Source organism: Bacillota bacterium, from assembly GCA_024653485.1.
GTDB lineage: Bacteria > Bacillota > SHA-98 > UBA4971 > UBA4971 > UBA6256.
In genome coordinates, this window is sequence record JANLFY010000002.1 from 1 (window position 1) to 25,560 (window position 25,560).

Annotated in this window: 21 protein-coding genes; 13 read left to right on the plus strand and 8 right to left on the minus strand. The window is 59.0% G+C overall.

Translation table 11 applies throughout. From position 1 onward, the window contains the following. The coding region (locus NUW12_01565) for a transposase (GenBank protein ID MCR4401459.1) at positions 1-434 on the plus strand (434 nt) is incomplete at its 5' end. A gap of 368 nt (positions 435-802) precedes the next feature. Here the strand turns inward: NUW12_01565 and NUW12_01570 are convergent. The 4 genes from NUW12_01570 to NUW12_01585 form a co-directional block, all read right to left on the minus strand. Then, positions 803-2,152 carry a hypothetical protein gene (locus NUW12_01570; protein ID MCR4401460.1) on the minus strand — a complete coding sequence of 450 codons (1,350 nt, stop codon included), beginning with the start codon at positions 2,150-2,152 and terminating at the stop codon, positions 803-805. Positions 2,153-2,293: 141 nt separating this feature from the next. Then, the gene (locus NUW12_01575) at positions 2,294-3,592 is read right to left on the minus strand and encodes an amidohydrolase family protein (protein MCR4401461.1); all 1,299 of its coding nucleotides are present in this window, start codon (positions 3,590-3,592) and stop codon (positions 2,294-2,296) included. A 20-nt stretch (positions 3,593-3,612) separates the two neighbouring features. Beyond that, positions 3,613-4,167, minus strand: a complete 555-nt coding sequence (locus NUW12_01580) for an XRE family transcriptional regulator (protein MCR4401462.1) — start codon at positions 4,165-4,167, stop codon at positions 3,613-3,615. After that, a complete protein-coding gene (locus NUW12_01585; protein MCR4401463.1) occupies positions 4,164-5,843 on the minus strand; it encodes an IS1634 family transposase in 1,680 nt (559 codons plus the stop codon). Before NUW12_01585 ends, NUW12_01580 begins: the two co-directional genes overlap by 4 nt. A gap of 633 nt (positions 5,844-6,476) precedes the next feature. On the opposite strand from NUW12_01585, the gene NUW12_01590 reads away from it, so the two are divergent. The 5 genes from NUW12_01590 (at position 6,477) to NUW12_01610 (ending at position 10,614) form a co-directional block, all read left to right on the plus strand. Further along, positions 6,477-7,226, plus strand: a complete 750-nt coding sequence (locus tag NUW12_01590) for a DegT/DnrJ/EryC1/StrS family aminotransferase (protein MCR4401464.1) — start codon at positions 6,477-6,479, stop codon at positions 7,224-7,226. Positions 7,227-7,515: 289 nt separating this feature from the next. After that, complete coding sequence (locus NUW12_01595; GenBank protein ID MCR4401465.1) at positions 7,516-7,983, plus strand: GntR family transcriptional regulator; 468 nt, start codon at positions 7,516-7,518, stop codon at positions 7,981-7,983. After that, complete coding sequence (locus NUW12_01600) at positions 7,925-8,647, plus strand: ABC transporter ATP-binding protein (protein MCR4401466.1); 723 nt, start codon at positions 7,925-7,927, stop codon at positions 8,645-8,647. The genes NUW12_01595 and NUW12_01600 overlap by 59 nt, the downstream gene beginning before the upstream one ends. Continuing rightward, positions 8,644-9,417, plus strand: a complete 774-nt coding sequence (locus tag NUW12_01605; protein MCR4401467.1) for a hypothetical protein — start codon at positions 8,644-8,646, stop codon at positions 9,415-9,417. The genes NUW12_01600 and NUW12_01605 overlap by 4 nt, the downstream gene beginning before the upstream one ends. Positions 9,418-9,483: 66 nt before the next feature. Next, positions 9,484-10,614 carry a hypothetical protein gene (locus NUW12_01610; GenBank protein ID MCR4401468.1) on the plus strand — a complete coding sequence of 377 codons (1,131 nt, stop codon included), beginning with the start codon at positions 9,484-9,486 and terminating at the stop codon, positions 10,612-10,614. 434 nt (positions 10,615-11,048) lie between these two features. Here the strand turns inward: NUW12_01610 and NUW12_01615 are convergent, their stop codons facing one another. The 3 genes from NUW12_01615 to NUW12_01625 form a co-directional block, all read right to left on the minus strand. Continuing rightward, positions 11,049-12,329, minus strand: a complete 1,281-nt coding sequence (locus NUW12_01615; protein MCR4401469.1) for an alkaline phosphatase family protein — start codon at positions 12,327-12,329, stop codon at positions 11,049-11,051. Positions 12,330-12,536: 207 nt separating this feature from the next. Further along, the gene (locus tag NUW12_01620; protein ID MCR4401470.1) at positions 12,537-13,949 is read right to left on the minus strand and encodes an MATE family efflux transporter; all 1,413 of its coding nucleotides are present in this window, start codon (positions 13,947-13,949) and stop codon (positions 12,537-12,539) included. Positions 13,950-14,642: 693 nt separating this feature from the next. Next, the gene (locus tag NUW12_01625) at positions 14,643-15,257 is read right to left on the minus strand and encodes a Uma2 family endonuclease (protein ID MCR4401471.1); all 615 of its coding nucleotides are present in this window, start codon (positions 15,255-15,257) and stop codon (positions 14,643-14,645) included. A gap of 589 nt (positions 15,258-15,846) precedes the next feature. Between NUW12_01625 and NUW12_01630 the strand changes: the two genes are divergently transcribed. Next, positions 15,847-17,259, plus strand: coding sequence for an MBL fold metallo-hydrolase (locus tag NUW12_01630; GenBank protein MCR4401472.1), 1,413 nt, complete (start codon positions 15,847-15,849; stop codon positions 17,257-17,259). A 163-nt stretch (positions 17,260-17,422) separates the two neighbouring features. Here NUW12_01630 and NUW12_01635 read toward each other — a convergent pair whose 3' ends face one another. Next, positions 17,423-17,722: a hypothetical protein gene (locus tag NUW12_01635; GenBank protein MCR4401473.1), complete on the minus strand. Its 300-nt coding sequence runs from the start codon at positions 17,720-17,722 to the stop codon at positions 17,423-17,425. A 395-nt stretch (positions 17,723-18,117) separates the two neighbouring features. Between NUW12_01635 and NUW12_01640 the strand changes: the two genes are divergently transcribed. The 6 genes from NUW12_01640 (at position 18,118) to NUW12_01665 (ending at position 25,042) form a co-directional block, all read left to right on the plus strand. Continuing rightward, positions 18,118-19,179, plus strand: a complete 1,062-nt coding sequence (locus NUW12_01640) for a LacI family transcriptional regulator (protein MCR4401474.1) — start codon at positions 18,118-18,120, stop codon at positions 19,177-19,179. Positions 19,180-19,447: 268 nt separating this feature from the next. Continuing rightward, entirely contained in the window at positions 19,448-20,752 is a 1,305-nt protein-coding gene (locus tag NUW12_01645) for an ABC transporter substrate-binding protein (protein MCR4401475.1), read from the plus strand. Positions 20,753-21,011: 259 nt separating this feature from the next. Then, positions 21,012-21,941, plus strand: coding sequence for a sugar ABC transporter permease (locus NUW12_01650; protein MCR4401476.1), 930 nt, complete (start codon positions 21,012-21,014; stop codon positions 21,939-21,941). 102 nt (positions 21,942-22,043) lie between these two features. Continuing rightward, positions 22,044-22,952, plus strand: coding sequence for a carbohydrate ABC transporter permease (locus tag NUW12_01655; protein ID MCR4401477.1), 909 nt, complete (start codon positions 22,044-22,046; stop codon positions 22,950-22,952). Between the two features lie 57 nt (positions 22,953-23,009). After that, the gene (locus tag NUW12_01660) at positions 23,010-24,119 is read left to right on the plus strand and encodes a Gfo/Idh/MocA family oxidoreductase (protein ID MCR4401478.1); all 1,110 of its coding nucleotides are present in this window, start codon (positions 23,010-23,012) and stop codon (positions 24,117-24,119) included. 158 nt (positions 24,120-24,277) lie between these two features. After that, complete coding sequence (locus NUW12_01665; protein MCR4401479.1) at positions 24,278-25,042, plus strand: glutamine amidotransferase; 765 nt, start codon at positions 24,278-24,280, stop codon at positions 25,040-25,042. The last annotated feature ends 518 nt before the right edge of the window (positions 25,043-25,560 follow it).

Consider the following 25,560-nt stretch of genomic DNA (forward strand, 5'->3'; position numbering starts at 1 on the left):
TACGGGAAGAAGAGAAGCTGGACGGAAAGTACCTTCTTCGGACCTCGGATGATACGCTGTCGGCTGAGGACGTGGTTTTGGGATACAAGCAACTCATCGAGGTGGAGGAGGCCTTTCGGACCTTAAAGAGCACGCTCGACGTGCGACCGGTGTACCACCGGCTCGATGACAGGATAAGGGCTCACGTGATGCTCTGCTGGCTTGCCCTGTTACTTGTTCGCGTAGCGGAGACCCGTGCGAAGGACACCTGGCGTAACATACGGCGGGAGCTACAGAGAATGCACCTCACACAGCTCAAGCTGCCGGGGGCTCTTGCGACGAGGAGGACAGAAACCACGGCGATGCAGGGAAAGATCTTCAAATTGCTTGGCGTGAAGGAACCACCCAAGGTGTGGGATATCTCCCCAGCTGAGCCAGAAGCTAGGATATCCTAGATACACGCGTCTTTCCGACCCAGGGGCCAGAGTGCCCGTCATTACTGCACTTCAGCCCCTTTGTGTGCCCAGGCCTTGTCGAACTCGGGTAACGCTGGAACCCGATTTACACCACTTGACGGGACGTGACCTGAGAGCGGTCCCAGCAGCGAGTTTAGGCGTGGAGGGATGCCCGATGGCACAAAGCAGAGAACTCCCCGGAAAGCGGGGAGTTCGTCTTCTCTGGTGGACGTCTGTAGCCAGGGAGCTGCGGAGCCTGTGATGAGGTGCACCTGGCGACATTGGGACAACTTAGGACCTAGTAGAGTGAATCCCACCAAGTCTTAGTGCGGGTCTGGACTCCTGCTCCCCGACCGTGCTACTCTTGCCTAGAACCAGCGGACCTGCGGTCGACGGTACCGCCATCCTACCAATCTGCTAACCACCACAATGAGCCCGCACCCGAGTACCATCCAGCCGAAGGTAGTCAGTGCGCCTACCCTGACAGCGAAGGACGATAGGAAGATCATCAGCGGTATCATGGTCGGAGACGTCAGAAACATCTTTATGGCAAAGGCATCTCCTGCGTCCGTTTTCAGGCCCGGGTCCACCATCCTCAGCAGCAGCAAAGCTTCGGATGTCGAACCCGTTGCCTGTCCGAACTCGGCCAGCGCCTTTTCGAACCAGGCGCCAGGCAGCATCCTGGGAGCAAGCCACATAACCCAGAAAAGATTCCATGCCAACCCGAGGACCAGCATACCTGTCAACGGCGCCGCGTAGGTGATTACCACTCTCAGGGAAACGGAAGCTAGGGCCGCGACTATCAAGAGATCGAGCGCCAGACCCTGAATGGAGACGATGCTGGCTCTGTCAACATAAGTGTCAAGCCGGAGCCACTGAAGGATGACCTGTATGACCAGGCCCAGCACCAGCGAGTAAGTGAACAGCGGGACCTTTCCGAGAGGTGCACAGAGTGTGGAAAGACCCTTCCTTAATCCGAGGCCCGCAAGTATGGCAAGGCCCACCCAGGCCAGGGAATACGCCATCCCGCTCAGGGCTTCCTGGTCTACTACCGAGGCGCCCAGAGAAGGCCTGTGCTTCGGACTCAGGAAGGTGCTGCCGACCTTGATCTTATCCACGGAAGTCCCCTGGCTGAAGCCGTGCCTCACACCGTAATTGGCCAGTATCATTCCAACAACCACTGCAAGCACGAGGCCTGCGATAGCCGCCACCTCACCCACTGCGGCGGCCTCGTGGGCGGACCAACCCAGCTGTTCGTACATCTTCCCCAGAGCCGTGGGAATCCCGGGACCGCCCTGGAAGGCCCAGACCAACTGAAACCCGAAGCCCGTATGTAGAGAGTATCCCAGCAGGCCGAAAGCTAGCACTGCCAGCATGCCGATTCCTACCTGCGCAAGGTTACACAGCACGGCAAACAGGGTCTGGGCTCCGGCCATCGCGCCGAACTCGGATGCGCGCGGCACTTTCCTGCCCAGGAACATTCCAGCGAACACGACGTTTGTGAGAGCGGCAGAGTAGCCTGCAAACAGCTGCTGGTTCATCGGCACCAAGCCGAGTACCTCGGGACCGAGTATGAAGCCCACTATGCCACCGATAACTGCTGCGGGCATCAGCCACCTGGCAAAGACTGTCACCCGACTACGGATCAAGGTGCCCACGAGCAAGAGTGTCGCCAGGACGCACACATCGATTACTATCTGTTCCGGTGTAAGGTTCATGTTCGGTTCACCTCCATAGGGTTCGGTTGATTGGCCTACTGATCTTCTCCGTTCTTACTGTGCCTTTCCGTGTTTCTGCGACGAGTAGCCGCGGGTGCGGCGTCGCGTCCGACACTCGAGTTATGCGCGATGTGGTTGCTTTCAGTCCAGCCGACTCCGGACAGGTTTGAAGAAGTCGTCCAGAATCTCTCCGTCCTTACATACGAGCTTACCTCCTTTCATGACAGCCTTCACCTTTCGCAGCGCCGCGATGTCTTCCAGAGGATCGCCCTCCAGGACTACCAGGTCAGCCAGTTTTCCGCGCTCAAGTGTTCCCACCCGGCCGTCAATTCCGAGACACTCTGCCGCCGTCTTCGTCGCGGCCACAAGCGCCTTCATGGGGTCCATTCCGTACTTGACCATCAACTCGATCTCCTGGGCGTTGTCGCCGTGGTAATTGTACGGAGAACCCGCGTCTGTTCCGGCCACCACCTTTACCCCGAAGCTGAGAGCCATTTTGAAGCTCTCCACGGCTCTATCGCGCGCTGCGAGGGACTTGGCAACCACATACTTCGGCAGCTTGTCGCTAATTTCATCCCGGACCATGGTCGCTCCAGCGCTGAGAGTCGGAACATAATACGTGCCGGTTCCGACCATCATTTTGCAGGCTTCCTCGTCCAGATAGAACCCGTGCTCTATCGAGTCTACCCCGGCTCTCACACATGCCTTGATGCCGGCCGTTCCCTGAGCGTGAGCAGCCACGCGCTTTCCTAATCGGTGGGCCTCCTCAACGGCTACCTCTATCTCGTCCATGGACATATGTTGAACACCTGGGTTGCTTCCTTCCGACATTACCCCGCCGGTTACGAGCAGCTTTACCAGATCGGCGCCTGCCTTCATCTGGATGCGGGCTGCCTTGCGCACTTCGTCCGGACCATCCACAATTACTCCGCCAAGGCCTTCTTCATAGCTGATGCCAGGAGCAACCCAGATGTCGCCGTGCCCCCCCGTAACCGTGATGTTTTGGCCGGCGACTATCAGCCGCGGAGCCACGATGAGGCCTTGGTCGGAAGCCCTCTTGAGTGCGATGTCCAGGAATCCCTTTTCCCCCATGACCCTCAGGGCGGTGAACCCTGCCAGCAGGTCCTTCTGGATGTTTCGGAGCGAAACCAGTGTCCTGTACGGACTAGTCTGTTGAAACACGACATCCCAGTAATTTGGCTCACCATTGAAGCTGGTGTGCACGTGCGCATCGATAAGTCCCGGTAGTATCGTGCACCCTGGAAATGATAGCCTCTCAATTCGGTCTTCCTGGGCGAGAGACGCCATCTCCTCACGGCGACCAACAGACTCTATCCTTTCTCCGTCTACTACTATGAGGCCGTTTACGATCACATCGCGGCCTGTCCCATCAACAACCTGTGATGCCTCGATGACCAGCACGGCTATCCCCCCAAACAAGAATGATGCTCCTGTCCCTCTCACCAGGAAGGTGGGCATACCACCCACACCATGACAGCAGTTTCGCCTCCCACATTCTCGAACCGGTGGGGCTCGGTGGACTTGAAATACATGCTATCCCCAGGGCCGAGCACGTAGACATCCAGGCCCACCGTTACTCGGAGCGCGCCCTTGAGGAGTATCCCGAACTCCTCCCCATCGTGGCTGTACAGATCGTCACCCGAGGATCCCCCAACTTCCACTTCAGTCCACATGGGCTCCATTGTGCGCGGCTCCACCGCTGCGAGGAGGTACTGCCGCACCGCCCTGTTCCCCGAGACCAGAGCCTTGCGTTCGTGGCTTCTGACTAGCACCCCAGAGTGCGCTGTCGGCTCCTCCTCGGTCTCGTCGAAGAGCGCGCTTAACCTTATGCCTAGCGAGTCTGTAAGCTGGCGCAACGAGCTTATGGAGGGGTTCACCTCATCCCGCTCTATTTGGGCTATGTAACTCAAGGAGAGACCTGATAGCTGGGAAACCTCGCGCAGTGTAAGTCCTTTGGCGGTCCTAACCGCTCTAACTGGCGTTTGACACCTCATTTCTGCGAGGCCTTGTGGTCATTGGGTTTTGTGGCATACGACTCCCGCGTACCACAACATTCCTCTCCCGGGTCATTATGTCGGCGTGGCAGTTCGGTCACCCGTAGAGGGGGTCTTGTGCCGAGCGCTCTGAATGCCAAATCGGCATGCCCTACGAGCTCCGTCCTCGCAAGGTACCGCTTGCCGTCGAGGTTTATCTCGACCGCCTTGACCTGCTCAAGGTGGTGAAGGAGGTCGTCGTAGGACACAGCCTCGTCGGTGATGGCTCCGAGCTTCCGACGCAGCGCCATCTCAAGCACAAGCGCCAGGAAACACACCATGATGTGCCCCCGGATCCGCTTCTCCGCATAATGGTAGATCGGCCGGAGGTCAAGACCGCTCTTCAGCTCCCGAAACGCCCTCTCCACCTGCCAGAGGCTCTTATATGAGGTGGCTACGTCTTGAGGCGTGAGATGGGCGTTGGTCCTCAGGACGTACTTCCCGTCATACCTCTCTTCCGCCTTGATGGCATCTTCATCGATGGAAAGCCTCGCGCCCTCCATCTTGATATATCTGCGGTAGCCGCTATTTCCGATGAGCGACTTCGATGGGCCAGAGGAGAGCTTCTCTCGAAGAGCTGCCACCATGGCCTCCCGCGCAGCCCTGTCATGCTCGGCTTCCACAGGGTTAAAGCAGACTATGTACCGTGTGCCCTCGTGCACGACTTCCTTTACTTGAAGATTCTCGGCTACGATGGAGTAGCGCCCAGCTCTCGAAAGCACCTCCCGGGCGGCCTTGGCCTTGCGCATCCTCACCCCGACTATGTACTCAAGCCCGGCCTTGTCGATCTCCTCGAGCACCTCCTCCGATACCATCCCCCGGTCGGCCACGAGGATCACCCGCTTCAAGTCGAACTGCCTCTTCGCCTTATCGAGCGCTACCCGAAACGTCTCCACCTCGGAAGTGTCCCCGGGGAATACCTCATGGCCCATGGGAAACCCGTCGCGCGTGAGCATGACCCCGATCATTATCTGCAACCTGTCGGGCCTCTTGTCCTTGGAGAATCCGTACCTGGCAAGACTCTCGCAGGCCTGTCCCTGGAAGTAGGTGGTTGTCGTGTCCCACAGCACAAGGTCCACATCGAGGTTGAAGAGGTGAGCCGAGCGCCTGTAGAGCCCGGTTTCGATCTCGTCCTTGTGGTCGGCAAGGAAGTCTAAAGCCCGGTAGAAGTGATGTAGCTCTAGCCCCTCCCACTCGGGACGGTACACGTCACGCATCCACTCGGTCATCGCAAGCTTGCTCATGGGGTCGCACAGCCTGTTCAGCACCATCGCAAACGCCGCTTCCTCGAAGTCGGACTCGATGGATGTCGCATCTAGAGCCCGGCTCATAAGACCGCTAAGCCCAAGGTCCTCCCACAGCCTCCTGAATACAAGCGCCGGCCCCCAGACCCTGGCCGATGTAGCCTCAAGCTCCTTGAGCTCCTTGGCCCGGGAGATGATCCACTCGCGGGCGGAGAAGCGGGCGAGCGCTTCTATGAGCTCGTCTAGCTTACCCTCTTTGAGCTCTTCGAGCCTGCCGAGGTTAGCCACCACCCTCTGACGTATCTTCTCGCCGACTCGCTCACCCTTGACGAGCTGGAGGTATGTACGCGTTGAGCCGTCTTTGTTTCGGAAGGACTTGCTTCTAACATACATGGCACCTATATCATACCATATATACCAGCCATGTCAAGAGTATCATCGCATACACGTGGCACAACATTTTCCTATCTTGCGGATGCCGATGTCCGTTTCATGCGGGTTTCCGGGTCCATGGCACATCAAAACCCCGTTTTGCTGTCAAAGATCAGTCTAAGACGTTCTCCTATCTTCATGGGACTTTCCTCCCACAAACATAAGACATGCGGGGACCCCTCCTTCGGCCCTTTCCCAGCCGGCAAGATATTAACTTTGCCAATTCGACGTTAGCGACGCAATTCCTGCTCAAATTTGTAATGACATCGCAATCTTGCGGTTGCTCGAAATTCTAGAGACGCTGCGGCTAACTACAAGCAACTATGCCCAACGATGTACCGGCAAAGCGACCAGATGCTTTTCTCTCTTGCAAACAGCTTGAAGTATCGCTCAAGCCCTCTGTACACTTCTCATATCGCGTAGGGCGTTGTTAAGTTGATCCGGTTTCGTGGACACTTGTCAACCGCAGACCAGCAATCCCTACAACGACGGAATGAGATTCCCCAAAATCAACGACTTGAAATTCCTCGCACCCCTGTTCGCCTATTCCTTTCTCCGGCGGGCTTCTCTTCTCGAAGAAGTGTAACAGAGGTGATGGCTTGGTTCCTTAGAAACAACGCAAGGGACCTAGAGAGAATGTGGCCTCTGAGGTGCCGTCATACTTACGGAACACTGTCCTTGCAGCAACCGCCAGATGGTCTTGTCGACAGCCTGACCTGCTTGACGGCGCTAGAGTTCATGGTGCCTGCGGCGGCACGCGCCTTGAGAGGAGCGGAGCTTATGTTCGTGGACATCGGGCTCGACACCGCGGACATTCATCCGGACCTTATGGAAGACGCCATCACTTTCCCTGTGAAACCCACTCTCCCGGGTGCCGCCTTCTGCGCGTCCACCCACCCGCGAGCCAGCCTCAGTCCGCATGGAAATCCACGGCCAGACGGAAGGGCTCGGCTCGATGCCATCCGCGAGATCGCGGACCGCCACGGGCTCATGGTGATCCTCGTCGTGCTTGAGGACTCCTGCGAGTCCTTGGGGTCCGAGAATGAGGGCGTCAAGGCCAGGCACGGCGCCTTCTCACACGGCGCGGTGTTCGCGTTCTATCCCAACAAGCAGATCACCACGGGCGAGGGCGGGATGATCGTCACCGACGACAACCGGACAGCGCGCCTCTGCCGGAGCATGTGCAACCAGGGCCGGGGAGGCCGGGGTGTGGCTCTCCCACGAACGGCTGGGCTACAACTACCGCATGGACGAGCTTTCGGCCGCGCTCGGGGTCGTGCAGATGTTGTGTGCATCGAGGGGATCATCGTCGAGCCCACGTGCGCGGCCGCAGCGATCAGCTGAGGCAATCGACAGCGTTGCCAGCGTCCTCGGACGTGCGCCATGGGTAAACCGGAGGTGGGTGCGGTCTCTCTCCTCTCATGCTGCTCCCCTCCCGTCCTCCTCCTGTCTTCCTCCCGAGAAAACTCCGGTTTTGGTGTTGACAGCGATGCGGAGGGGATATATACTCATAGTGCACTAGTTATGTAGTGCACTATGACATCATAACGCGCTCATAGCGGCCCGCAGCTAATCATGGAGAGAAGTTCCACCTAAGTCCATGGCTTCCACGAAAGGAGGGTGAACATCTGCAGTGAAGATCGAACTGGACCTCGCTAAGCCCATATACCAGCAGATCATTGACGAGATCAAACGATCCGTGGCTCGTGGCGATCTTAGGCCGGGCGACAAGCTGCCGTCCCATCGCGACCTTGCTCAGAAGGCCGGCGTGAACCCCAACACCGTGCAGCGGGCATACAGAGAGATGGAGCAGGCTGAGCTGGTGGAGACGCTTCGCGGACAGGGCACGTTCGTCAAAGACAACCCAAGGCTTCTGAGGGAGATACGCACCGGCATGGCCCACCGCGCCCTTGCAGCGTTCATCAAAGAGATGCGAGGCCTGGGGTTCCGGGACGAGGAGATCCTGGAACTAGTTCAGGACGGGCTGAAAGGGATAAAGGAGTCCGTCGTTCAGCAGATTCAAGAAATCGAGGTGAGCATGAATGAGCATCTCGGCAACGAGCGGGAACCCGCCCCTCGTCAAGGCGGAGAACCTCTCTAAAAGGTACTTTCTCACCAAAGCCCTCGACAAGGTGAACATCGACATAGAGAAGGGGACAATCGTTGGTCTTCTGGGTCCCAACGGGAGCGGGAAGTCGACGTTTCTCAAGTGCATCACTGGACTTGTGAAGCCCACAGCAGGACGGGTGCTGATCGAAGGTAGGGAGCCTGACGTCGTGACCAAGGCGAAGGTGGCTTACCTCCCTGAAGTGGACCACCTTTACCCGTGGATGTCGGTAGCTGAGACCATAGAGTTCGTAGGGGCGTTCTACAGGGATTGGCAGCCTGAGCGTGTGCAGAGGCTGCTGGAACTTGTCAACGTCAACCCCAAGGCTCAGGTGGGCAGGCTTTCCAGGGGCCAACGCGCCAGGCTCAAGCTGCTCCTCGCTATGGCAAGGAGCGCGCCGCTCGTGCTGCTCGACGAGCCGCTGTCTGGCATCGACCCGACCTCACGAGCGAGGATACTAAAGGCCATCGTATCCGAGTACGAGGCGGGCGAGCAGACCATCATCTTGTCCACCCATGAGGTGGCGGAGTCTGAGAGCATATTCGACAAAGTGATCTTCCTACACAAGGGCCAGGTGAAGATGGCGGCTGACGCGGAGGAACTTCGGCAGAGCCGCGGCACCTCAATCCAGGCCATGCTTGAGGAGGTGTACGCATGAAGAGCGCATATTGGCAGCTTCTCAGCAAAGAGGTCCGCAGTTCCAAGCTGGCTATGCTGCTTTCGGTTTCGGTGATAGTCGCTTGGGACATCTTCCTTGCTACCAGATTGGCGAAGTGGCAGGAGGCGCTTGTCGCGGGCTTCGCGTGGATGCCCCTGGGGATCATGTACTTGTACGCTTTGTTCTCGGGCACAGCGTCCTTCAGCCAGGAATGGCATGGGAACCATATGCACCTGATGCTTTCTCTCCCTGTTCGAGGCTGGCAGATCTTCAGCGCAAAGGCATTGTCCACACTCTGCGAAGCCGTAGTCATCACCATCGTGACCATGGGAGGTGCTTCTCTCCTGGGGTTCGGGCCAACGGTCGCGCTGTTTCGCAGTGGAGGGGGAGTTCCGAGCGCAGTGCCTGCAAGCCTGGTCTACCGACTGGTAGCCCTTGGTATAGTGCTGCTGTGGCTTTCGGTTATCGCGGTCGTCATCATGGCCCAGTTCTCCTACGTCGCCGGCAGGATGTTTCAGAGGTTCGGAGGCCTTGTTATGGTCTGGACGCTTCTTCTTAGCTTCTGGGGACTGCTCCGGTTCATGTCCATCGTGACGCCCGCGTTCAGATGGCTTCCGGACCTGCCGTTCCAGGTTTGGAACAACGTAAACGGCTTCGTGAGGCTGGTAACCGTACACCTCGATAGCGCGCCTCTCGCGGCGGCGGCGCTGTGGATACTCATCCTGTTTTGGGTGGGTTCCTGGCTCCTTGAGCGCCATGTTGAGGTGTAGGGTCCGGCGTCGGCGTGTCCAGGCGCAGGATTCGACACGAAAGCGCACAGTCCGGGAGGGAACGAGATGAGATCGAGGTTTGTGTTCTTCTTAGTCCTAGCTGCATTGAGCATTGTGGCGGTCGTGGATACCGTCCGCGGCGGGTTGAACAAGTTTGATGGAATCGGCCCCGTGATTCTCGAATCCGAGCTTGAGAACGTTGGCGGGGGCGTGTCCACGGATTCGAAGACTCCTCATGTCACTGTGTCGGGCAGCCTCAAGATGGACGCCGGTGGTATCACGAAGTTTGGGATCGCCAACGATTTCGGGAGCGTGGCCATTACAGCCGGCGCCGGAGACTCTATAGAGGTGGACTACGATATCACGGTCTATGCTGAGTCCGAAGAAGAGGCAAAGAAGTTTGCTGACACATGTTCGGTTGAGCTTAGCGCCAGCGGCGGCAAGGCCAGGGCTCAGCTGAATCGACCACCGGAGAGCTCCACGAACATAACCGGGGTGGTCACTAAGTACACGGTGAGGCTCCCCGCTCGCCTCAAGGTTGATATGGTAAACCGCTTCGGCGAGGCGAGTATTGACGGGGTGTCGGGAGATGTGGATCTTGAGAACCAATACGGCGTTACCAGGGCGTCCAACCTCGGCGGCTCGCTGGTTGCGAGAACCGGGTTTGGCTCGGCCGAGGTCTCCAGGATCGCCAAGGACGCTGACATCACGCATGGGCATGGTCGCCTTACCCTGAACGGGGTTCAGGGCGATATCATCCTGAGGACGAGGTATTCACTGGTTGTTGTGTCGGACATCGCCGGAGAGGTTGACCTCACTGCGGAACATGGCCAGGTCTACGTGGCGGACGTGGACGGCGGCTTTACGGGTAGAACCAGCTTCTCTCCGGTGAGCGGACGAAACGTTCACGGGACTGTGCTCCTCACCTCCGAACACGGCCCCGTGGAGATCAGCGGGATCGACGGTGAGGCGCGTGTGCAGGCCAGGTACGCCCCGGTGCGGGTGGAGCTTGGAGAGGCAGCCCAGGGCTACAGGGTAGAGATGCGCGCCAGGTTCGGGAACATCGACGCGGACGTGCCTGTCACGACCGGCAGACCCGTTCAGAACGAAGAACAGGCCACTGTTGTAGTAGGTCGGGGAGGGATCCCTGTGCACGTGGAGTCGGAGTTCGGGAGGATAACGCTGAGGACGAGGTAGTGGAAGTGGATGGCGAAGAGGCAGCGATGTCAAATGTCAGCAGGTGTCAACGGAGAGCGCCGGGTGCAGGAGCAGCGCCATCCCTTTCCGCAGCGGCGAGTCTTTTCCTGGACCTCGCCGGACCTCGCCAGCTCCCGGGCCTCGTCAGGGGCACGGCGGCATGGCGACCGCAGGGCGAAGCCTGCGATCATGAACATCGGACATGACGCCACGCCCGTGTGCCCATCGGTTAGGCAGGCATCGGCAAGTCAAGTGCGCTGTCGTAACGCGACAATGCGAGCGTAGCGTGCACTCTCGTCGTGCACTGTCGCCCAGCAAGCGTGGGTGTGGGAAAGGGTCCCCTTTCGGGGGACCCTTTCGTCCTTCGAACTAGCATTGGGCCATCTCCATCTTCCGTTTGCGTTGAGCTGGGCCACTTCGAGGTCTTGCGCCCTCTACCAAGGCTTCTCCTGGTCTGTGAGAATCCTCCCTGGAAGCGGCGGCTTGAGCCTTGAAACGTCCACTCCCATGCGGCTGAGAATCGTGGGCGCTATGTCTCTCTGGTCGCCCCTCCTTCGAACCATATCGTCATTTGTGGCAAGGAACACGTATGGAGCCATCGAGTGTGAGGTCTTTCCTTCGTCGAAACCGTGATCCGAGGTAACGTAGATCCGCGTCCTCTCGTATACTCCTAGCTGCTTGAGCTTTTCCACTATGCGGCCCAGCCACCTATCTACTTCCACGATGGCGTTCGAGTAATCCTGGGAGTTCTCGCCGTGCTTGTGCCCAGCCGCATCAGGGTCACCGAAGTGGAAGAAAGCGAAGAACCGCTGCGTGCCATACCGATCCAAGCTATTCAGGGCCAGCTGCCCCACTTCATCAGCAGGCCTTGGCTGGTCGCCCTGGAAGAGATCGATGTCTTGCTTGGCGTTGTAATATGGCTCACCTCGACGCAGGCGTAGCTGCACTGCCCCGCGATATCTTGCCTTGGCTCTCTCAGGGAGTCGTGGAAGCCGCGGGAGCTGCGGGATCCGTGCGGACTGCAGCCTCGGCAGAAGCTCCTTCAGAACCCTGGAGCGGAACTCAGTCATGGTGGAGACTATGGCACGCCCGACCTTATCATCCCCGAACACCTTTTCCAGCCTTTCGAGGACCTGCTCCCGAGATATGCTCTCACTTTTCAGCCGGGTCCGGTCCAGCAACCGGGTCCCGCCCGACCGGCTCCGGGCGCGCCTGGCGATTGACATGCCTGCTCGACGAGCCTCTGAAGCCGGCCCCTGGGAGCCCAGGTTTCCGCCCTTGCCGGTAACCATGATCGTCGCGATGCCGTCGTCACCGAACGCGTCTTCGAGCCGCTCGAAGATTGTGTAGCCTTTTGGAATCGGCCGGTACACGGAGTTGCTGAATACCCCCGTGACCTCCGGACCATAACCCGTGAGCATCTGCGCATGGCCGGCTTTGGTGTCCGTCTTATGAGTCACGTCTATCTCCACTATCGCGCCCTCGGCTATGAGGGCTTCGAGGTTGGGCAGTTGACCCGCGTCGAGTAGCTCACGTAGGTGCTCTCTCTGCACTCCGTCCCACGAAATGAGAATCGCGTTCTTGACTGACCCGGTGGCTTCCTCTGCAATACCGATGGAGCTTGTGGCGCTAACAACGAGCAAAGCGACTAGTACACACGCCAGCGCATGCCAGGCTGCATGATACCCTCTCCTTCCGCACCCGGACTGTCTCATGGTTAGCACCCCCCCCGCATGGTTTGTGGTCTCGCTCTATCTATGACGGACCATCCCCTCCGGAGGTTCCCGGAGTGGGGAGGGCGATAGCGCACAGGAGCACAGGCGCACAGGCTCACGGGCAGACGGGCAGACTGGTCGACCGGCCGACCTGGCCGGCGGGCCGACAACCCGGTCGATCATCGAACGTTTGCGCTCCAAGAGCCTTCACTCGAAAGCAGGCAAGGCTCTTGAAGCTGGAATGAGAGACTTGTTACGCCAGGTCCCTCGACGGTACCAAAGGTAATTGGCGACCGCCCCGGCGGTCCAGCTTATGAGGAGCGAGAAGAACAGAGCATTTGGGGATCCTGCGGGGTACGTTTGGCTTCTGGTAAGCCATGCCCAGAGATACGCAACGGGCACGCGCACTACAACAGTGGTGAACAACGAGATCCACATGGGCGGCATGGTGTCGCCGGCTCCCCGCATGATGCCTCCGTAGACCTGAGAGATCGCCATGGCCACGTATCCTGCGGCCAAGATGCGGATCTGCCGCACGCCCAGGCGGATGATCTCCTCGGTTGTGGTGAACATGGTTATCAGGTTCTTGCCGAACAACAGCAGCAATGCCACGAGCACAAAGGACGTAGTCAAGCTCATGCCCAGTATGTCCTTTGTCCCCTGGTTGACCCGGTCCATTCTGCCCGCCCCGATGTTCTGGCCGACGAAGGTAGCGATAGCCATGCCGAAGGTGAAGTTGGGCATCATTGCGAAGCCGTCGATCCGCATGACCGCGGTCGTGCAGGTCACTACCTGATAGCCCATGCTATTGGCCAGCGCCTGCACGATGACCATGGACATCGAAAAGATCGCCTGCGTAACGCCTGCCGGCAGCCCCAACCGCAGTAGCTGCCCGGTCAGCTTCTTGCACGGGACCAGGTTCGCGCCGTTCGTGCTCACGACGTCTGTCATGGTATATAGCCTGATCATGCACAACACCGCAGAGATGGCTATCGAAATGACCGTTGCCACGGCAGCGCCTGCGACTCCCATACCGAGTCCCGCGACCAACCAGATGTCCAGGACTATGTTCAGGAACGACGTCAGCATCAGGGTGAGCAATGGAAAGATGGAATTGCCCAGTCCGCGGAGGATTCCCGACAGTATGTTATAGAATCCGACCCACACGATTCCCCAGAGGATGATAGTGAGATAGGAGCGAGCCATATCGAATGTTTCCACAGGCGTGTTCGTCATCATCAATAGGGAATCCACCAGAGGTATCCCGACAGCCACAACCAGAAGCGCAGACACTGCGGCCAAGCTGATGGCATTGCCAATTGCGCGCGAAAGCGACTCTCTGTCCTTGGCCCCATAGTATTGCGCAACCATGATTCCTGCGCCCGTCGAGATCGACATGAAGAGGACATACAGCAGGTTGATGATAGGAATGGTCGTCCCGATGGCTGAGAGAGCTCTATCACCCACATAGCGACCTACAATGATTGAATCGGCGGTGCTGTACAGTTGCTGGGCCAGGTTGCCGATGAGCAGGGGTAAGGAAAAACTCAGCAAGGCGGACCTTGGTTTGCCCACCGTCATGTCCTGAGCGCCGAACAATGCATTGAGCTTCTCGATCATGCAGCAACCACCTTTTCCCTGATGATTATGCCACGTAAATGCCGACAGCGCAATGTGGGGTTTCAAGCCGCCTCGTGTCCATCCAGCCTTCCCTCGCTCCACTGATGAGAGCATTGCGGGCAAGCGGGTTGGCGTGCATTCCGGGGAAATCGACCACCCATTCCGGCCGAATTAGATCACCCATTCCGGCCGAATTCGATCGCTGATTCCGGCGAAATCCGATCACTGATTCCGGAGTAAGCCGATCACCCATTCCGGTGGCATTCCGATCACTTTTGCTGATTGTCCAGAATTGACGATCCGACGTCTCCGGAATGAGACTGGCGGCCCAAGATGGCAGCGTGAAGCGGTGATTGTGTCTCCCGCGAGGTGTCGCTGAGCCTGGAGGCGATACGCTAGAGGCCCGAAGAGAGAGGCCCAAGGACGGGCTGCTTGCGTTTGCAGCGTGGTGCGTAGAGGCGGGGCTCAACACGCTCGAGACGTGCTCGGGAATCGCGTTCCCGTCCAAACGAGCTGGCTCGAAGGCCAAGCGTTCCACGCCAGACCAGCCTGGCAGACCCGAAGCTACTGGCCTCCGCTTGCCGAGCTCGACCGCAGGGCGATCACAAGAAGCGGCGGGACCTTCGGCGTAGCAGGCCCGAAGCTACTGGACTCCGCGCCGTCAGTGTGGTTTCACTAGGGTTTCGAACTTGCTCAGCTACGGACCCCAAAGACCCAATTCATTTCCATCAAGAATCCTTTCAGCAGGGGGCTTGCCAGTGTTGTTCCTAACGGATAGACCTGCACGGTGGCAAGCTCTCTGCCATTGTGCGAGGCAACCTCGATACTACGGCCCTCAGGATCCGCTATCCAGAGTTCGCGAGCCCCATATCGTCCATACAGTCTTCGTTTTGTCACCCGGTCCAGCTCTACGGTGGCAGGCGAAAGGATCTCGACTACCAGATCGGGGGCGCCCTGGATATAAGCGTCCTTGATTATCCCGAGACGCTCTCTACAGATGTACAGGATGTCGGGCTGAACTACATTATGCTCGCTCAAGACCACATCGATCGGGGCATCGTACACCTCGCCCAGGTTGTGATCATCGACCCATTGTCTCAGCGCCTTCTCGATTTTCCCCGAGACTCTCTGGTGAAGAACGCTTGGAGCCGGCGTCATTCTCCTCAGGTCCCCCTCCACGAGCTCGTATCGTTCTCCAGATGGCATCCGGCGATAATCCTCGTAAGTGAGTCGCAACTGAGGGGGGACGTATTGGGGTGCTGTTTCACTCACCACTCCTCTGTTCCTCTCCTGACTTGGGTCCTTCATCACAATCACCCCGCATTTCCGCACTCATTTGATCCTCGCCCCTATATCCTGATTTTACCAGGCGCCTGATGATTTGTCAACGTAACGGCGCGGCCTGGTGGCACCGGCGAGCGTCCATTCTCGGGAGGACGTGGTCTGGCATGTTATCCACGGTCTTGTCAGGTGACAGGCGCTCACCCGGCACTCGAACGGCCTGATCAGGGCCGAGTCGGTATATGGTCTGGCCATGCACATTGTCCAGCATCCAGGTCAATGGCCGCCTCGCCGTTCCGTGGCCCATGATGGCATTTTGCCTCCCGAAGGTTGACGGCGGATTAGATCTGTGGTCAGACGAACGTGGGAATGGGTAGACGGGCGGCCGGGCGGGTGAGACGTCGGTGGACCCGTGTGTCCTGGACAGTCTGGACAGCATTGGCGCGCCCCTTGGGCTCCCGGACGTGGCAAGGCGCCTTCGCGCGGAGGAGGGCGGCGAAGGTTGCGCGTCCCTTGGGAATCTTGTTGTCCAGGCGATGGGCGTCTCCGTCTCAGGAAGCTCGCGCGGGGTGTGAAGCAGGAAGCTCGCGCGGGGTGTAAAGAAGGAGGGCGATCGATGAGGATAAGGTTCCTGGGCGGCGCTCGCGAGGTCGGCGCCTCGTGCATGCTAGTGACGAGCGCGTCCGGCAGGAACGTCCCGCTTGACTGTGGCGTGAGGGTGAACGAGGAAGGGACGGAGATGCTCCCGGACCTCGAGCCTCTCCGCGACCTCCGCGTTGACGCCGTCGTGATGTCCCACGCTCACCTGGACCACTCAGGCGCCCTACCGCTCGTCATGAAGGTCCTCCCGGGAACGGGCGTCCCTGCCACGGGGGTCGCATACGCCCACGCAACCGCGGCGACGAAGGACCTCGCGAGGGTCCTACTCTACGATGCGATGAAGGTGGCCGAGTTCAGGGAGGGCCTCAAGCTCTACGACGAGGCGGACGCGGAGAGAGCGCTCGACAGCACCTTGACCCACGGCTACTATCAGCCGTTCGACGTGGCCGATGGCGTTCGCGCGGAGTTCCTGCCAGCCGGGCATATTCCGGGGGCGGCGTCGGTGCTCCTGCAGTTCGAGGAGGGCACGCTCCTCTACACGGGCGACTTCACCTCGTTCGACCAGGAGACTGTGGGGATGCAGAAGTTCACTCCGGCCCTGAAGCGCGGAGTGGACGTGGTCGTAACGGAAGCCACGTTCGGCTCGAGGCTTTATGCCGCAAGAACCCACGAAGTCGAGGGGCTGCTTGACGCGGTCGCCGAGACGGTTGCGGCCGGCGGCAAGGTACTCGTACCCGCCTTTGCCGTGGGGCGGGCTCAAGAGATAATCCTCGCTCTAAGGAACCACTTAAGAAGGACGAAGATGAAGATCCCTGTGTACGTCGACGGCCTTGTGAGGAACGTCAACGCCGTGTTTGCGGCGAACGCGGAGTATCTGGCGCCGAGGTACAACAGAGAGGTCCTCCGGGGCCGCGAGCTCTTCTGCACCAACGGCATAGAGGCCGTTGGTTCGAAGGCGAAGAGGGACGAAGTGTTCGCCTCGAACGGCCCGTTCGTGGCCATCGCAAGCTCAGGGATGCTGACCGTTGGCGTATCCCCGCTTTGCGCGGAGAGGATCGTCGGGGACGAGAGGAACCACCTTGCGATAGTCGGTTATCGAGACGAGGAGTCGCCTGGGCGCCGGCTGCTGGAGCTATCGGAGAAGCCTCCGGGCGAGCGCAGGCTGACTTTGAACGACGCCGATCTCGAGGTGAACTGCAAGGTCGGGAAGTACGGGCTCTCCGCGCACGCGGACTCCCTCGAGTCCTGCTATCGGTTAAGACTCTGCGACCGGAATCCGTGCTGGTCAATCACGGCAACGACGAGTCCTGCGCCGCGCTCGCGACCTCTCTCGCTTCGGAGATGCCCTGGGCGCGCATCGAGGTCGCAGCGAGAGGGCGCGAGCATGAATGCGCGCCGGGTCCCAGTGCCGCTAGAAAGTACTCTTTGAGCCCGCGGATCAGAGCCATTTCCCTCTACAGGGACGAAGCTTTGCGAGCGGAGGAGCTCTGGCGGCATCTTGTCGCGAACGGGCTTGCCGGGACCACCTCGACGGTGAAGGACCTCATAGCGGCATGGTATGGAGGGCGAGACCTGCCGAAAGGGTAGAGGCCCTATCCGCTGACACGCTTGGGCCGGGAAGCCTTGGGAAGGAGATGACCAAGATTGGCTGCAATGAAACCAATCTTGTTCTCGATGGGGTCGAATCTGTCATTGGACACCTCTCGGGCGTCGCAAGCTGCACGTGTCTTCTCCACAGCCTCGCTGTTCACGAGGGGCACGGCGGCCGACGCGAGGAACACCCACTCGACGATCGTGTGATGGTAGGTCGTGCGAGCGATCCCGACGGCCATCGGGAGATGGTGTGCGACGAAGCACGCGTACACAAGGTCCACCGTGCCTGACCAAGTCATGCGGCGCTCACACGAGCCCTAACTGGGCGGGGCTCTGGTTCTCACGCGACAGCGCCACGAGGCAGGACTCGGGCTCGAGCGGGCGCTGGAGGCGGCTCGGCGGCGGGTTACGCGGGGCGGCGTCCCGCTGCTGTGCCGGTCCGCCTGTCAGGCCGCCGGGACAGATGCGGGGACAGGTACAGTCTCGACCCGAGGCCAGCACCCCTCAGAGGCGGACCCGCCATGTTTTCTTCATCCCATAGAGAGGAGTCATTGAGATTGCGTCGAAGAGATTAAATCGATTAATGGAACGATTTAATGGGCCCGGGTCGTGCGAGTCGCGGCGCATCGTCGGGGCGATTCTTTGGGGCTGTCGACAACATGGAACGCCTTGGGATATCTCAAGAGAGCTGCGGGTGAGTTTTGCTTTGACCACAGTCAAGGACGTCGCCAAACGCGCTGGGGTATCTCCAGCTACCGTATCAAACGTGATCAACCAGAAAGGGAATGTGAGCCCAGCGCTCGTGGAGTCGGTGACGAGGGCCATAGAGGAACTCGGGTACCGCCCGAACGTGCTGGCAAGGGGGCTCAGGGTAAGCCGCACCTACACCGTCGGGCTCGTAATCTCCGACATGCTGAACCCGTACTTCTCTGAAATAGCGGCTGGGGTCGAGCGGGTCTGTTCCAGGCGCGGATACACCGTGCTGCTTTGCACGACGAACGACAACAAGAGCGCCGAGGCGAAACACGTCCAGGTCTTGAGAGACAGACAGGTCGACGGCATAATCATCGCCTCGACAGGCACGGGCAACGAGCTCATCGAGAAGCTCGTCACCGACGAGTATCCGCTCGTCCTCATCAACCGTCGGCTCGACGGGGTCGAAACCGACTGCGTGGTAAGCGACAACGTCGGCGGAGCCCTGCAGGCGATGGACTATCTGGTCTCTCTCGGTCACAGGCGCATCGGGTTTGTCGGGGGCGCGCGCGACTCGCTGCCGAGCCGCGAGCGGCTCGAGGGCTACTTGCGCGGCCTTGCCAAGGCGGGCATACCGGCTGACAACGAGATCATCCGCTACGGGTATCTCAAGTATTCGGGCGGTTATGAGGCGGCAAAGGATCTAGTAAGAATATCCGATAGACCCACAGCCATATTCGCAGCCAACGACATGATGGCGATAGGCGTGATGGACGCGGTCCTTGAGGCCGGTCTCAGAATCCCTGAGGACATATCGCTTGTCGGCTTTGACGACACGATGCTGAGTTCGCTCAAGAGAATCAACCTTACGACTGTGCGGCAGTCGTACTTGGAACTGGGCGAGATCGCGACGAAGATGCTCCTCGACAAGCTATCGAAGAGGACGGGCAAACGTTCTGTCAGGAAGCAAGTGGTTCTGTGTTCTCTCGTCGTACGCGGAAGCTGTACGCGGGCGGAGACGGAGGCGAGCGGGCGTTCCGATGAAATGGGGCAGGCAGAATAGGCTGGGTCAGGCGGGAACATGACTCACTGGGCACAGGCAATGAGGTTGCCCCAACGCGATAGCGGAGACGATGTAACCGGCAGAGTACTATCTGGGGGTAGGTGGTGCGACGGGGGTCGAGGCGATTCAAAGGGCGCAAACGCGAGGATTTCAGGATGTCATTGGGAATTATGGTTGAAGAAGCGAGTTGCTCCAGCAAGGACGAGCGACGCGCCTGCTGAGGCGGCCCGCAAGCGATTATCGAAGGAGGTCGTCGGAGTTGAAACGCATGTTCGGCAGGTCGAGAGTGTTGATGGCCGCGGTGCTTGCGCTTACTTGCTGCTTTGTTGCAGGGACGGGCTATGCGTCGGGCAACGTCGATCTCACCTTCACAGCGTGGTCGTACGGAGTCGAGACGGTCAACGACAATATCGCCAAGTTTGAACAGATGTACCCGGGGATAAAGGTCGCGTTTTCCGACTTCTCTTGGTTCGATTACCACGACATCATGGCCACGAGGTTCTTCTCCAAGACTCCTACCGATGTATGCTACAGTTCGGACCACTGGCTTCAGGAGTGGGCAGCCGCTGGATGGATCGTGCCTCTCGAGGACTACTTCCCGTGGGTCCGTGAATCCAAAGCTGAGTTCGCCAAGTATGCTGTCGAGGGCATGACTTACAACGGGAAGCTCTATGGGGTTCCATATTACGCGGATCTCATGATCTTCATCTACAACGAGGAAATGCTGAAGAAGGCTGGTTTCAACCAACCGCCCAAGACATGGGAGGAGCTCGCCGAACAAGCCAAGGCCATGAAGGCCAAGGGCATCTGCAACTATCCGATCATCTTCGAGTTCGGTCAGCAAGAAGGAGCAGCCAACGAGGTCCTCATATCCATGGTTTACTCCCGGAAAGACGGGCACATGTTCAACGGCTTGGAGCCGGTCTTCAACAAACCAGGGTCGGCTGCTGCCAAGACGCTTGAATGGATAACCGAGGGAATGCAGAAGTCAAAGATCATCGACCCGGCATCACTCACGATGGCCGAGATCGAGCTGGTCAAGAGCATGCAGTCTGGGCAGCACGCGTTCACCATCCTTCCTAAGTACAACCTTGCCGAGCTGAACAACCCTGCTTCCTCGAAGCTGGCCGGGAAGTTCAAGATGGCGCTCATGCCGGGCGACACGCACGAAACCGTCGGCTATGTCAGGTTCTACGCGATGACCAAGATGGCAGTGGACCGCGGCAAAGACGTTGTCGATGCGGTCGGCAAGTTCATCCAGTACTTCGGCGGCAAGACCAACGGTAAGTACATCGTGGAGAAGCGCTGGGCAGTGGAAAAGGGCCTTGGTTTCGCCCAGTTGCCTCTGTACGACGATCCAGACGTTGTCAAGGCCATTAACTCGTGGGGCGACGTTAAGCTCGAGCTCGAGCAGGCCAAGCTTGCGAGGGCCAAGGAAGGGCTGAGCCCCTTCTACGGAACGTGGGATCTGTTTGTGAGGACAGAACTCCACAAGGCCTACCTCGGTCAACAGTCGCCTCAGCAAGTGCTGGATACCTGCGCCAAGAAGTGGAACGAGATGAGGAAGAAGTAGCCCGAAGAAAGAGCAGCCCGCAGGTGCCAATGGTTCTGATTCTCTGACTGCGCTCCAGTCGGGCTATGCACGGCAGTACACCCTCGGGTTTACGGGGCGGCTCCGCGCACGGGTCACGGTGCTCGGAGCTTGCCCCGCCCGAGGGTTCTCCCCGCCCGAGGGTTCTACGTCCGGGGGTTCTCAAGGAATTGGAGTCGGCACGGACCGAGGGCGCGGATCTGGCACTTTACCTCTGCTTTACGGGCCGGGAGGTATTTAGATGAGTCCTGTTGGAGTTAGTGGACGGGGTACGCTCGCTTCGAGTACACCCATGATCAGTGGTCGTCGCGAGAAACCCTTCCTTCTTGTCGTTCCGACGCTGGGAATTGTCCTGTGCTTCACCGTGTTTCCGATCGGGTACGCCCTAGTTCTGAGCCTGAGGCGTTTCCTGCTTACGCAGCCCTGGGACACTTCGTTTGTGGGTTTGCGCAACTATTGGGAAGTGATAACGAGCGATTACTTCCGTGCCTCCATTGCGAGCACGTTCAAGTTCGCCGCGCTTGCAGTGGTCTGTGTCCTCATCTATGGCGGTCTGGTCGGCCTCCTCCTCGATGCGAGACTGTGGACTTCACGGCTGCTTCAGGTGCTTATCCTGCTGCCATGGGCGATCCCTCCGGCCATCGCCGGCATCATGTGGAAGTGGATATTCCATGCCGACTATGGTGCGGTCAACGGGTTTCTTGTAGGGCTTGGTCTGCTGAAGGATTACTTTCCGTGGCTCAGCACGCCTTCCACCGCAAGAACTTGCCTTGTCATCGCCCACGTTTGGAAAGAAGGCTCGCTCGCCGCAGTCTTGGTTCTTGCTGGGCTACAGACGATCCCTCGCGAACTCCGCGATGCCATCTTTTGTGATGGTGGCGGGCCGTGGACGTATTTCAGGCATGTCGTGATCCCGTTCCTGAAACCTACCCTGCTTGTGATAGCGATCTACGAAACGATGATTGCGATTCTGACGTTTGACCTTGTTTACGTGATGACCGGAGGAGGGCCTGGGAACGCGACGGCTTTGGTCTCCTGGTATGCGTATATCGAGTCCTTCAGGTTCCTCAACTTCGGGCACGGCGCCGCGCTATCGTTCACAATTGCCGCGGTCATCCTGGTGATGATACTGGTGTACCTGAGAGTGCTCAAGACAGAGGAAGTGTACTGACAGGACGCTCCGGCAGGTCGTTCCGGTGACGGCGTCCGCGTGGGCGTGAGAACCTTGCGGCGTCCCTTTGGTCTTGCCTCGTAGATAGGTGGTTTCCTGGGGGTGTTCGAAGTCATGGTGGGGGCCAAGCGCAGGCGCTTGCGACTCGCGTTTCTCTACGGTGTGTCGATTCTCCTGGTCGTGTTCATTTTGTTTCCGTTCTACTGGGTGTTCCGCTCAAGCCTAATGGGTGAGGAGGACCTCTTCTCGCGCCCGATTGTGTGGCTCACGCGGCACCCGACCCTGGACAACTACAGGTACGTCTTCACGGGCGAAATACCCACGAGTTACCAGGTCAAGGGCCTCATGAGGAGCAGGGTTTCTCAAGAGACCCGGTACATTCTGGGCGCTCTCAAGAACAGCACAGTAGTTGCCGTCTCCGTGACCCTGGTGAATCTCATTTTCGGAACGCCGGCCGCCTACGTTTTCGCAAGGATGAGATTCAGGGGATCCCTGAGAGTATACCAATTCATCCTGATGAGCCGCCTCCTCCCCGCGGTTGCCATCGCGATCCCATACTATCTCATCATCAAGTGGGTGGGCCTACTCGATACGTATCTCGGACTGATCCTGGTATACAGCGCGATAACCCTTCCGTTCTCCGTATGGTATCTCACGTTGTATTTTCGAAGCGTGCCAGCCAGTATGGAGGAGGCCGGCCTCGTGGACGGGTGCACGCGCCTTCAGGCTCTACGGTTTGTGTTGGCTCCGGTTGCGGCGCCGGGCATAACGGCTGCTGCTGCGTTTGCCTTCATGGCGGTCTACAACGAGTTCCTTTTCGGGCTCATGCTCACGCAAACCATCAAGAGCAGGACAATGCCTGTGCTCATAGCTGGCATCTCAACGAACCCGGACGTAAGCTATGCCCTTCTCTGTGTCTGCATAACGCTGGCGATAATTCCGCCTGTCATACTTGCCCTTCTCCTCAGGCAGTACATCACGAGGGGGCTTCTAACCACGATTTCGAAGTAGGCCTGTCGCGTTCGAAGTAGGTCTATCGGGGCACTGATTGCGATCGGGGGTGTCACAGTGGAAAAGACGCTGAATGTGGGCGTGATTGGACTGGGTCTCATCGGTTCCCTACATGCGAGGATCATGCGCCAGCTTCCCAACGCGAGCCTTGTGGCAGTAGCAGATGCCGACCCGGAGAGGGCTCGTGCCGTCGGCGAGGAAGAGCGGTGCTGCTCATACACGGACTATCGCGACCTGCTTGCTAGGGGCGATATCGACGCTGTCTCCATATGCGTTCCTGACACGTACCACCTGGAGGTGAGTGCCGCAGCAGCCTCGTCAGGCAAGCACATTCTGCTTGAGAAGCCGCTTGCTGCGACCGTGGCTGAAGGCGAGGAGATCATAGACGCAGTCCAGGCAGCTGGGGTCCGGATGATGGTCGCGCATATACTGCGCTTCGACCCCAGGTATGTGCAGCTTCACGATGCTCTGGTTCGCGGAGAGCTTGGAGAGCCGATCCATCTACGCCTGAGACGGCAGAACCCCGTGCTGACGGCCAGAAGACTGGGTGGCTCTGTTCCAATACTGCAGTACCTTGGTATCCACGACGCCGACCTCATCCGCTGGTACGCATCGAGCGATGTCGACCGAGTTTACGCCCAGAGAGTCACCAAGTTCTCCAGCGGCGAGGGCAGCGGCGAGAGCAGGAGCCAAGGCGGGAGCCAAGGTGGCGGCCAGGGCAGCGGACAAGGCAGTGGCGAGGGTAGCGGGCAAAGCCGTGGCCAGGGTGGCAGGCAAGGTGCGGAGGACGCCCTCATTGCTCTCCTGACGTTCAAAAGCGGGGCGATTGGGACGATCGAGCTTGGCTGGGCGCTTCCCCAGAACTTTCCTTCTGGCATCTATGCTTCCGCGGAGGTGGTTGGGACCAAAGGAGCAGGTTACGTGAACATCCTGGACCAGGGCCTGTGCATATACACGGAGAACGGGCTCAGATGTCCCGATACTCTGCATTGGCCGGAGGTGAACGGGCAGATCGTCGGCGACCTGCGAGATGAGATAGCTCACTTTGTGGACCGGACACTCGACGGAGAGGAGTACGCGGTGAGTAACACGGATGCTCTTGCAGCCGTCCGGATCATCGAGGCATGCGCAAAGTCCATTGACCGAAACCAGCCGGTGCAGCTATGACGTTTGTAACCGGCGCAGGTCTGATGTTTGCGGCCGGTGCCGCTCTGGCGCTCGCAGCCAGTGTAGCTCTGACGTTTGCAGCCGGCGCAGGTCCGATATTCGTCTTGTGACCGCCTTGCGCTCACCGTCAGGATATAGCAATACCAGGAGGGGTTGAGATGAACAAGACTCGAGTGCTCTATGTTGGGGATTCAGCGGGAGTGGTTGGGCCCGTCTTCGTGGCCTCACCGTTTGAGGTCGAGGTGAAGGGGTTCAACGTTCACGTGTGGGGACAGCCTCTCATCGACGGACTTCAGGCTACCGGCGAGATCGAGGTGACCCATCAGCCCAGCTGGCAAGCCTATGGTTCGTACCCGAAGACGCCCGAGGAAATGGCTGCGTATGATGTAGTTATAGTAAGTGACGTCGAGAAGGACGTACTGGTGCTCTATCCGGTATGGACGAAGGCTCCCATGGGACCGAACAGGCTCGAGACAACGCGTAAGTACGTAGAGAACGGCGGCGGGTTCCTCATGGTCGGAGGATGGACCTCCTTCTCGGGTCGTTACGGCAAGGCGGCCTACTATGGGACTCCCATCGAGCAGACACTGCCTGTGGAGTGCCTTGCCGGGCTGGACGACCGGGTCGAGTGTCCTGAGGGCGCAGTCATCAAGACACTAGAGCCCGACCACCCCATTCTCAGGGGCATCCCGAAGGAATGGCCGATCATGTTGGGATACAACAAGGTAAAGGTCAAGCCGGGCGCCAAGGTGCTGGCAACCATCAACGACGACCCGTTCATCGTGGTATGGGATTATGGCAAAGGCCGCTCCATGGCTTTCACCACCGACTGCTCGCCTCACTGGGGCGTTGACTTCGTAAAATGGGATTACTACGGGCAGTTCTGGAGACAGGCCATCCAATGGCTTGCTCGGAGAGCGTAGGCCCAGCGCCATGGGGAGCGTAGGATCACAGCACGGGGACTAGAAAAGCCTCCTAGGTGTAGTAAGCTGTGTAGCAAGCTCCACTGTCCGCGGCCATCGCGGCGGCTGCGACTGCGGCTGCGACTGCGGCGGTGGCCGCGGACAGTGCTGGCGAGGCCCTCCTGTCTGCGTCCTCACATGAGTCGGTCATCGTCTCGGCCGGCGCCGGCCGTTACATGGCGTACAGTAGGCACAGGTGCACAGGTGCAGGTTTCGCGACGGCGTTGGTGTCAGGGCGGTTGCCGTGAGAACGACGAAAGGTTCATCGGCAGGGGGCAGGATTGCACGATGTCTTGTCGAAGTAGGCGACTGGATATGTCTGGATAATCGTCGGTTCCTTGTCGACGGTCATGGCATAGACTCGGCATGCCTGAAGCGTCTGCAGCGTCGCATGTTCTGAGGGAAGGGAGCGTATGACTAAACCGTCAAATACGCTGTCCGGAGAGTGCGTCGCCCTCCAACCGGACGCAAAAAGAGGC

Excerpts from the sequence above, each read along its gene's own strand:
- NUW12_01605 (MCR4401467.1), top strand. The coding sequence starts at position 8,644 with ATGAAGAGCGCATATTGGCAGCTTCTCAGCAAAGAGGTCCGCAGTTCC.
- NUW12_01650 (MCR4401476.1), top strand. The coding sequence starts at position 21,012 with ATGAGTCCTGTTGGAGTTAGTGGACGGGGTACGCTCGCTTCGAGTACA.
- NUW12_01600 (MCR4401466.1), top strand. The coding sequence starts at position 7,925 with ATGAGCATCTCGGCAACGAGCGGGAACCCGCCCCTCGTCAAGGCGGAG.
- NUW12_01620 (MCR4401470.1), bottom strand. The coding sequence starts at position 13,949 with ATGATCGAGAAGCTCAATGCATTGTTCGGCGCTCAGGACATGACGGTG.
- NUW12_01665 (MCR4401479.1), top strand. The coding sequence starts at position 24,278 with ATGAACAAGACTCGAGTGCTCTATGTTGGGGATTCAGCGGGAGTGGTT.
- NUW12_01635 (MCR4401473.1), bottom strand. The coding sequence starts at position 17,722 with ATGACTTGGTCAGGCACGGTGGACCTTGTGTACGCGTGCTTCGTCGCA.
- NUW12_01645 (MCR4401475.1), top strand. The coding sequence starts at position 19,448 with ATGTTCGGCAGGTCGAGAGTGTTGATGGCCGCGGTGCTTGCGCTTACT.
- NUW12_01625 (MCR4401471.1), bottom strand. The coding sequence starts at position 15,257 with ATGAAGGACCCAAGTCAGGAGAGGAACAGAGGAGTGGTGAGTGAAACA.
- NUW12_01580 (MCR4401462.1), bottom strand. The coding sequence starts at position 4,167 with ATGAGGTGTCAAACGCCAGTTAGAGCGGTTAGGACCGCCAAAGGACTT.
- NUW12_01610 (MCR4401468.1), top strand. The coding sequence starts at position 9,484 with ATGAGATCGAGGTTTGTGTTCTTCTTAGTCCTAGCTGCATTGAGCATT.
- NUW12_01590 (MCR4401464.1), top strand. The coding sequence starts at position 6,477 with ATGGCTTGGTTCCTTAGAAACAACGCAAGGGACCTAGAGAGAATGTGG.
- NUW12_01570 (MCR4401460.1), bottom strand. The coding sequence starts at position 2,152 with ATGAACCTTACACCGGAACAGATAGTAATCGATGTGTGCGTCCTGGCG.
- NUW12_01585 (MCR4401463.1), bottom strand. The coding sequence starts at position 5,843 with ATGTATGTTAGAAGCAAGTCCTTCCGAAACAAAGACGGCTCAACGCGT.
- NUW12_01615 (MCR4401469.1), bottom strand. The coding sequence starts at position 12,329 with ATGAGACAGTCCGGGTGCGGAAGGAGAGGGTATCATGCAGCCTGGCAT.
- NUW12_01630 (MCR4401472.1), top strand. The coding sequence starts at position 15,847 with ATGAGGATAAGGTTCCTGGGCGGCGCTCGCGAGGTCGGCGCCTCGTGC.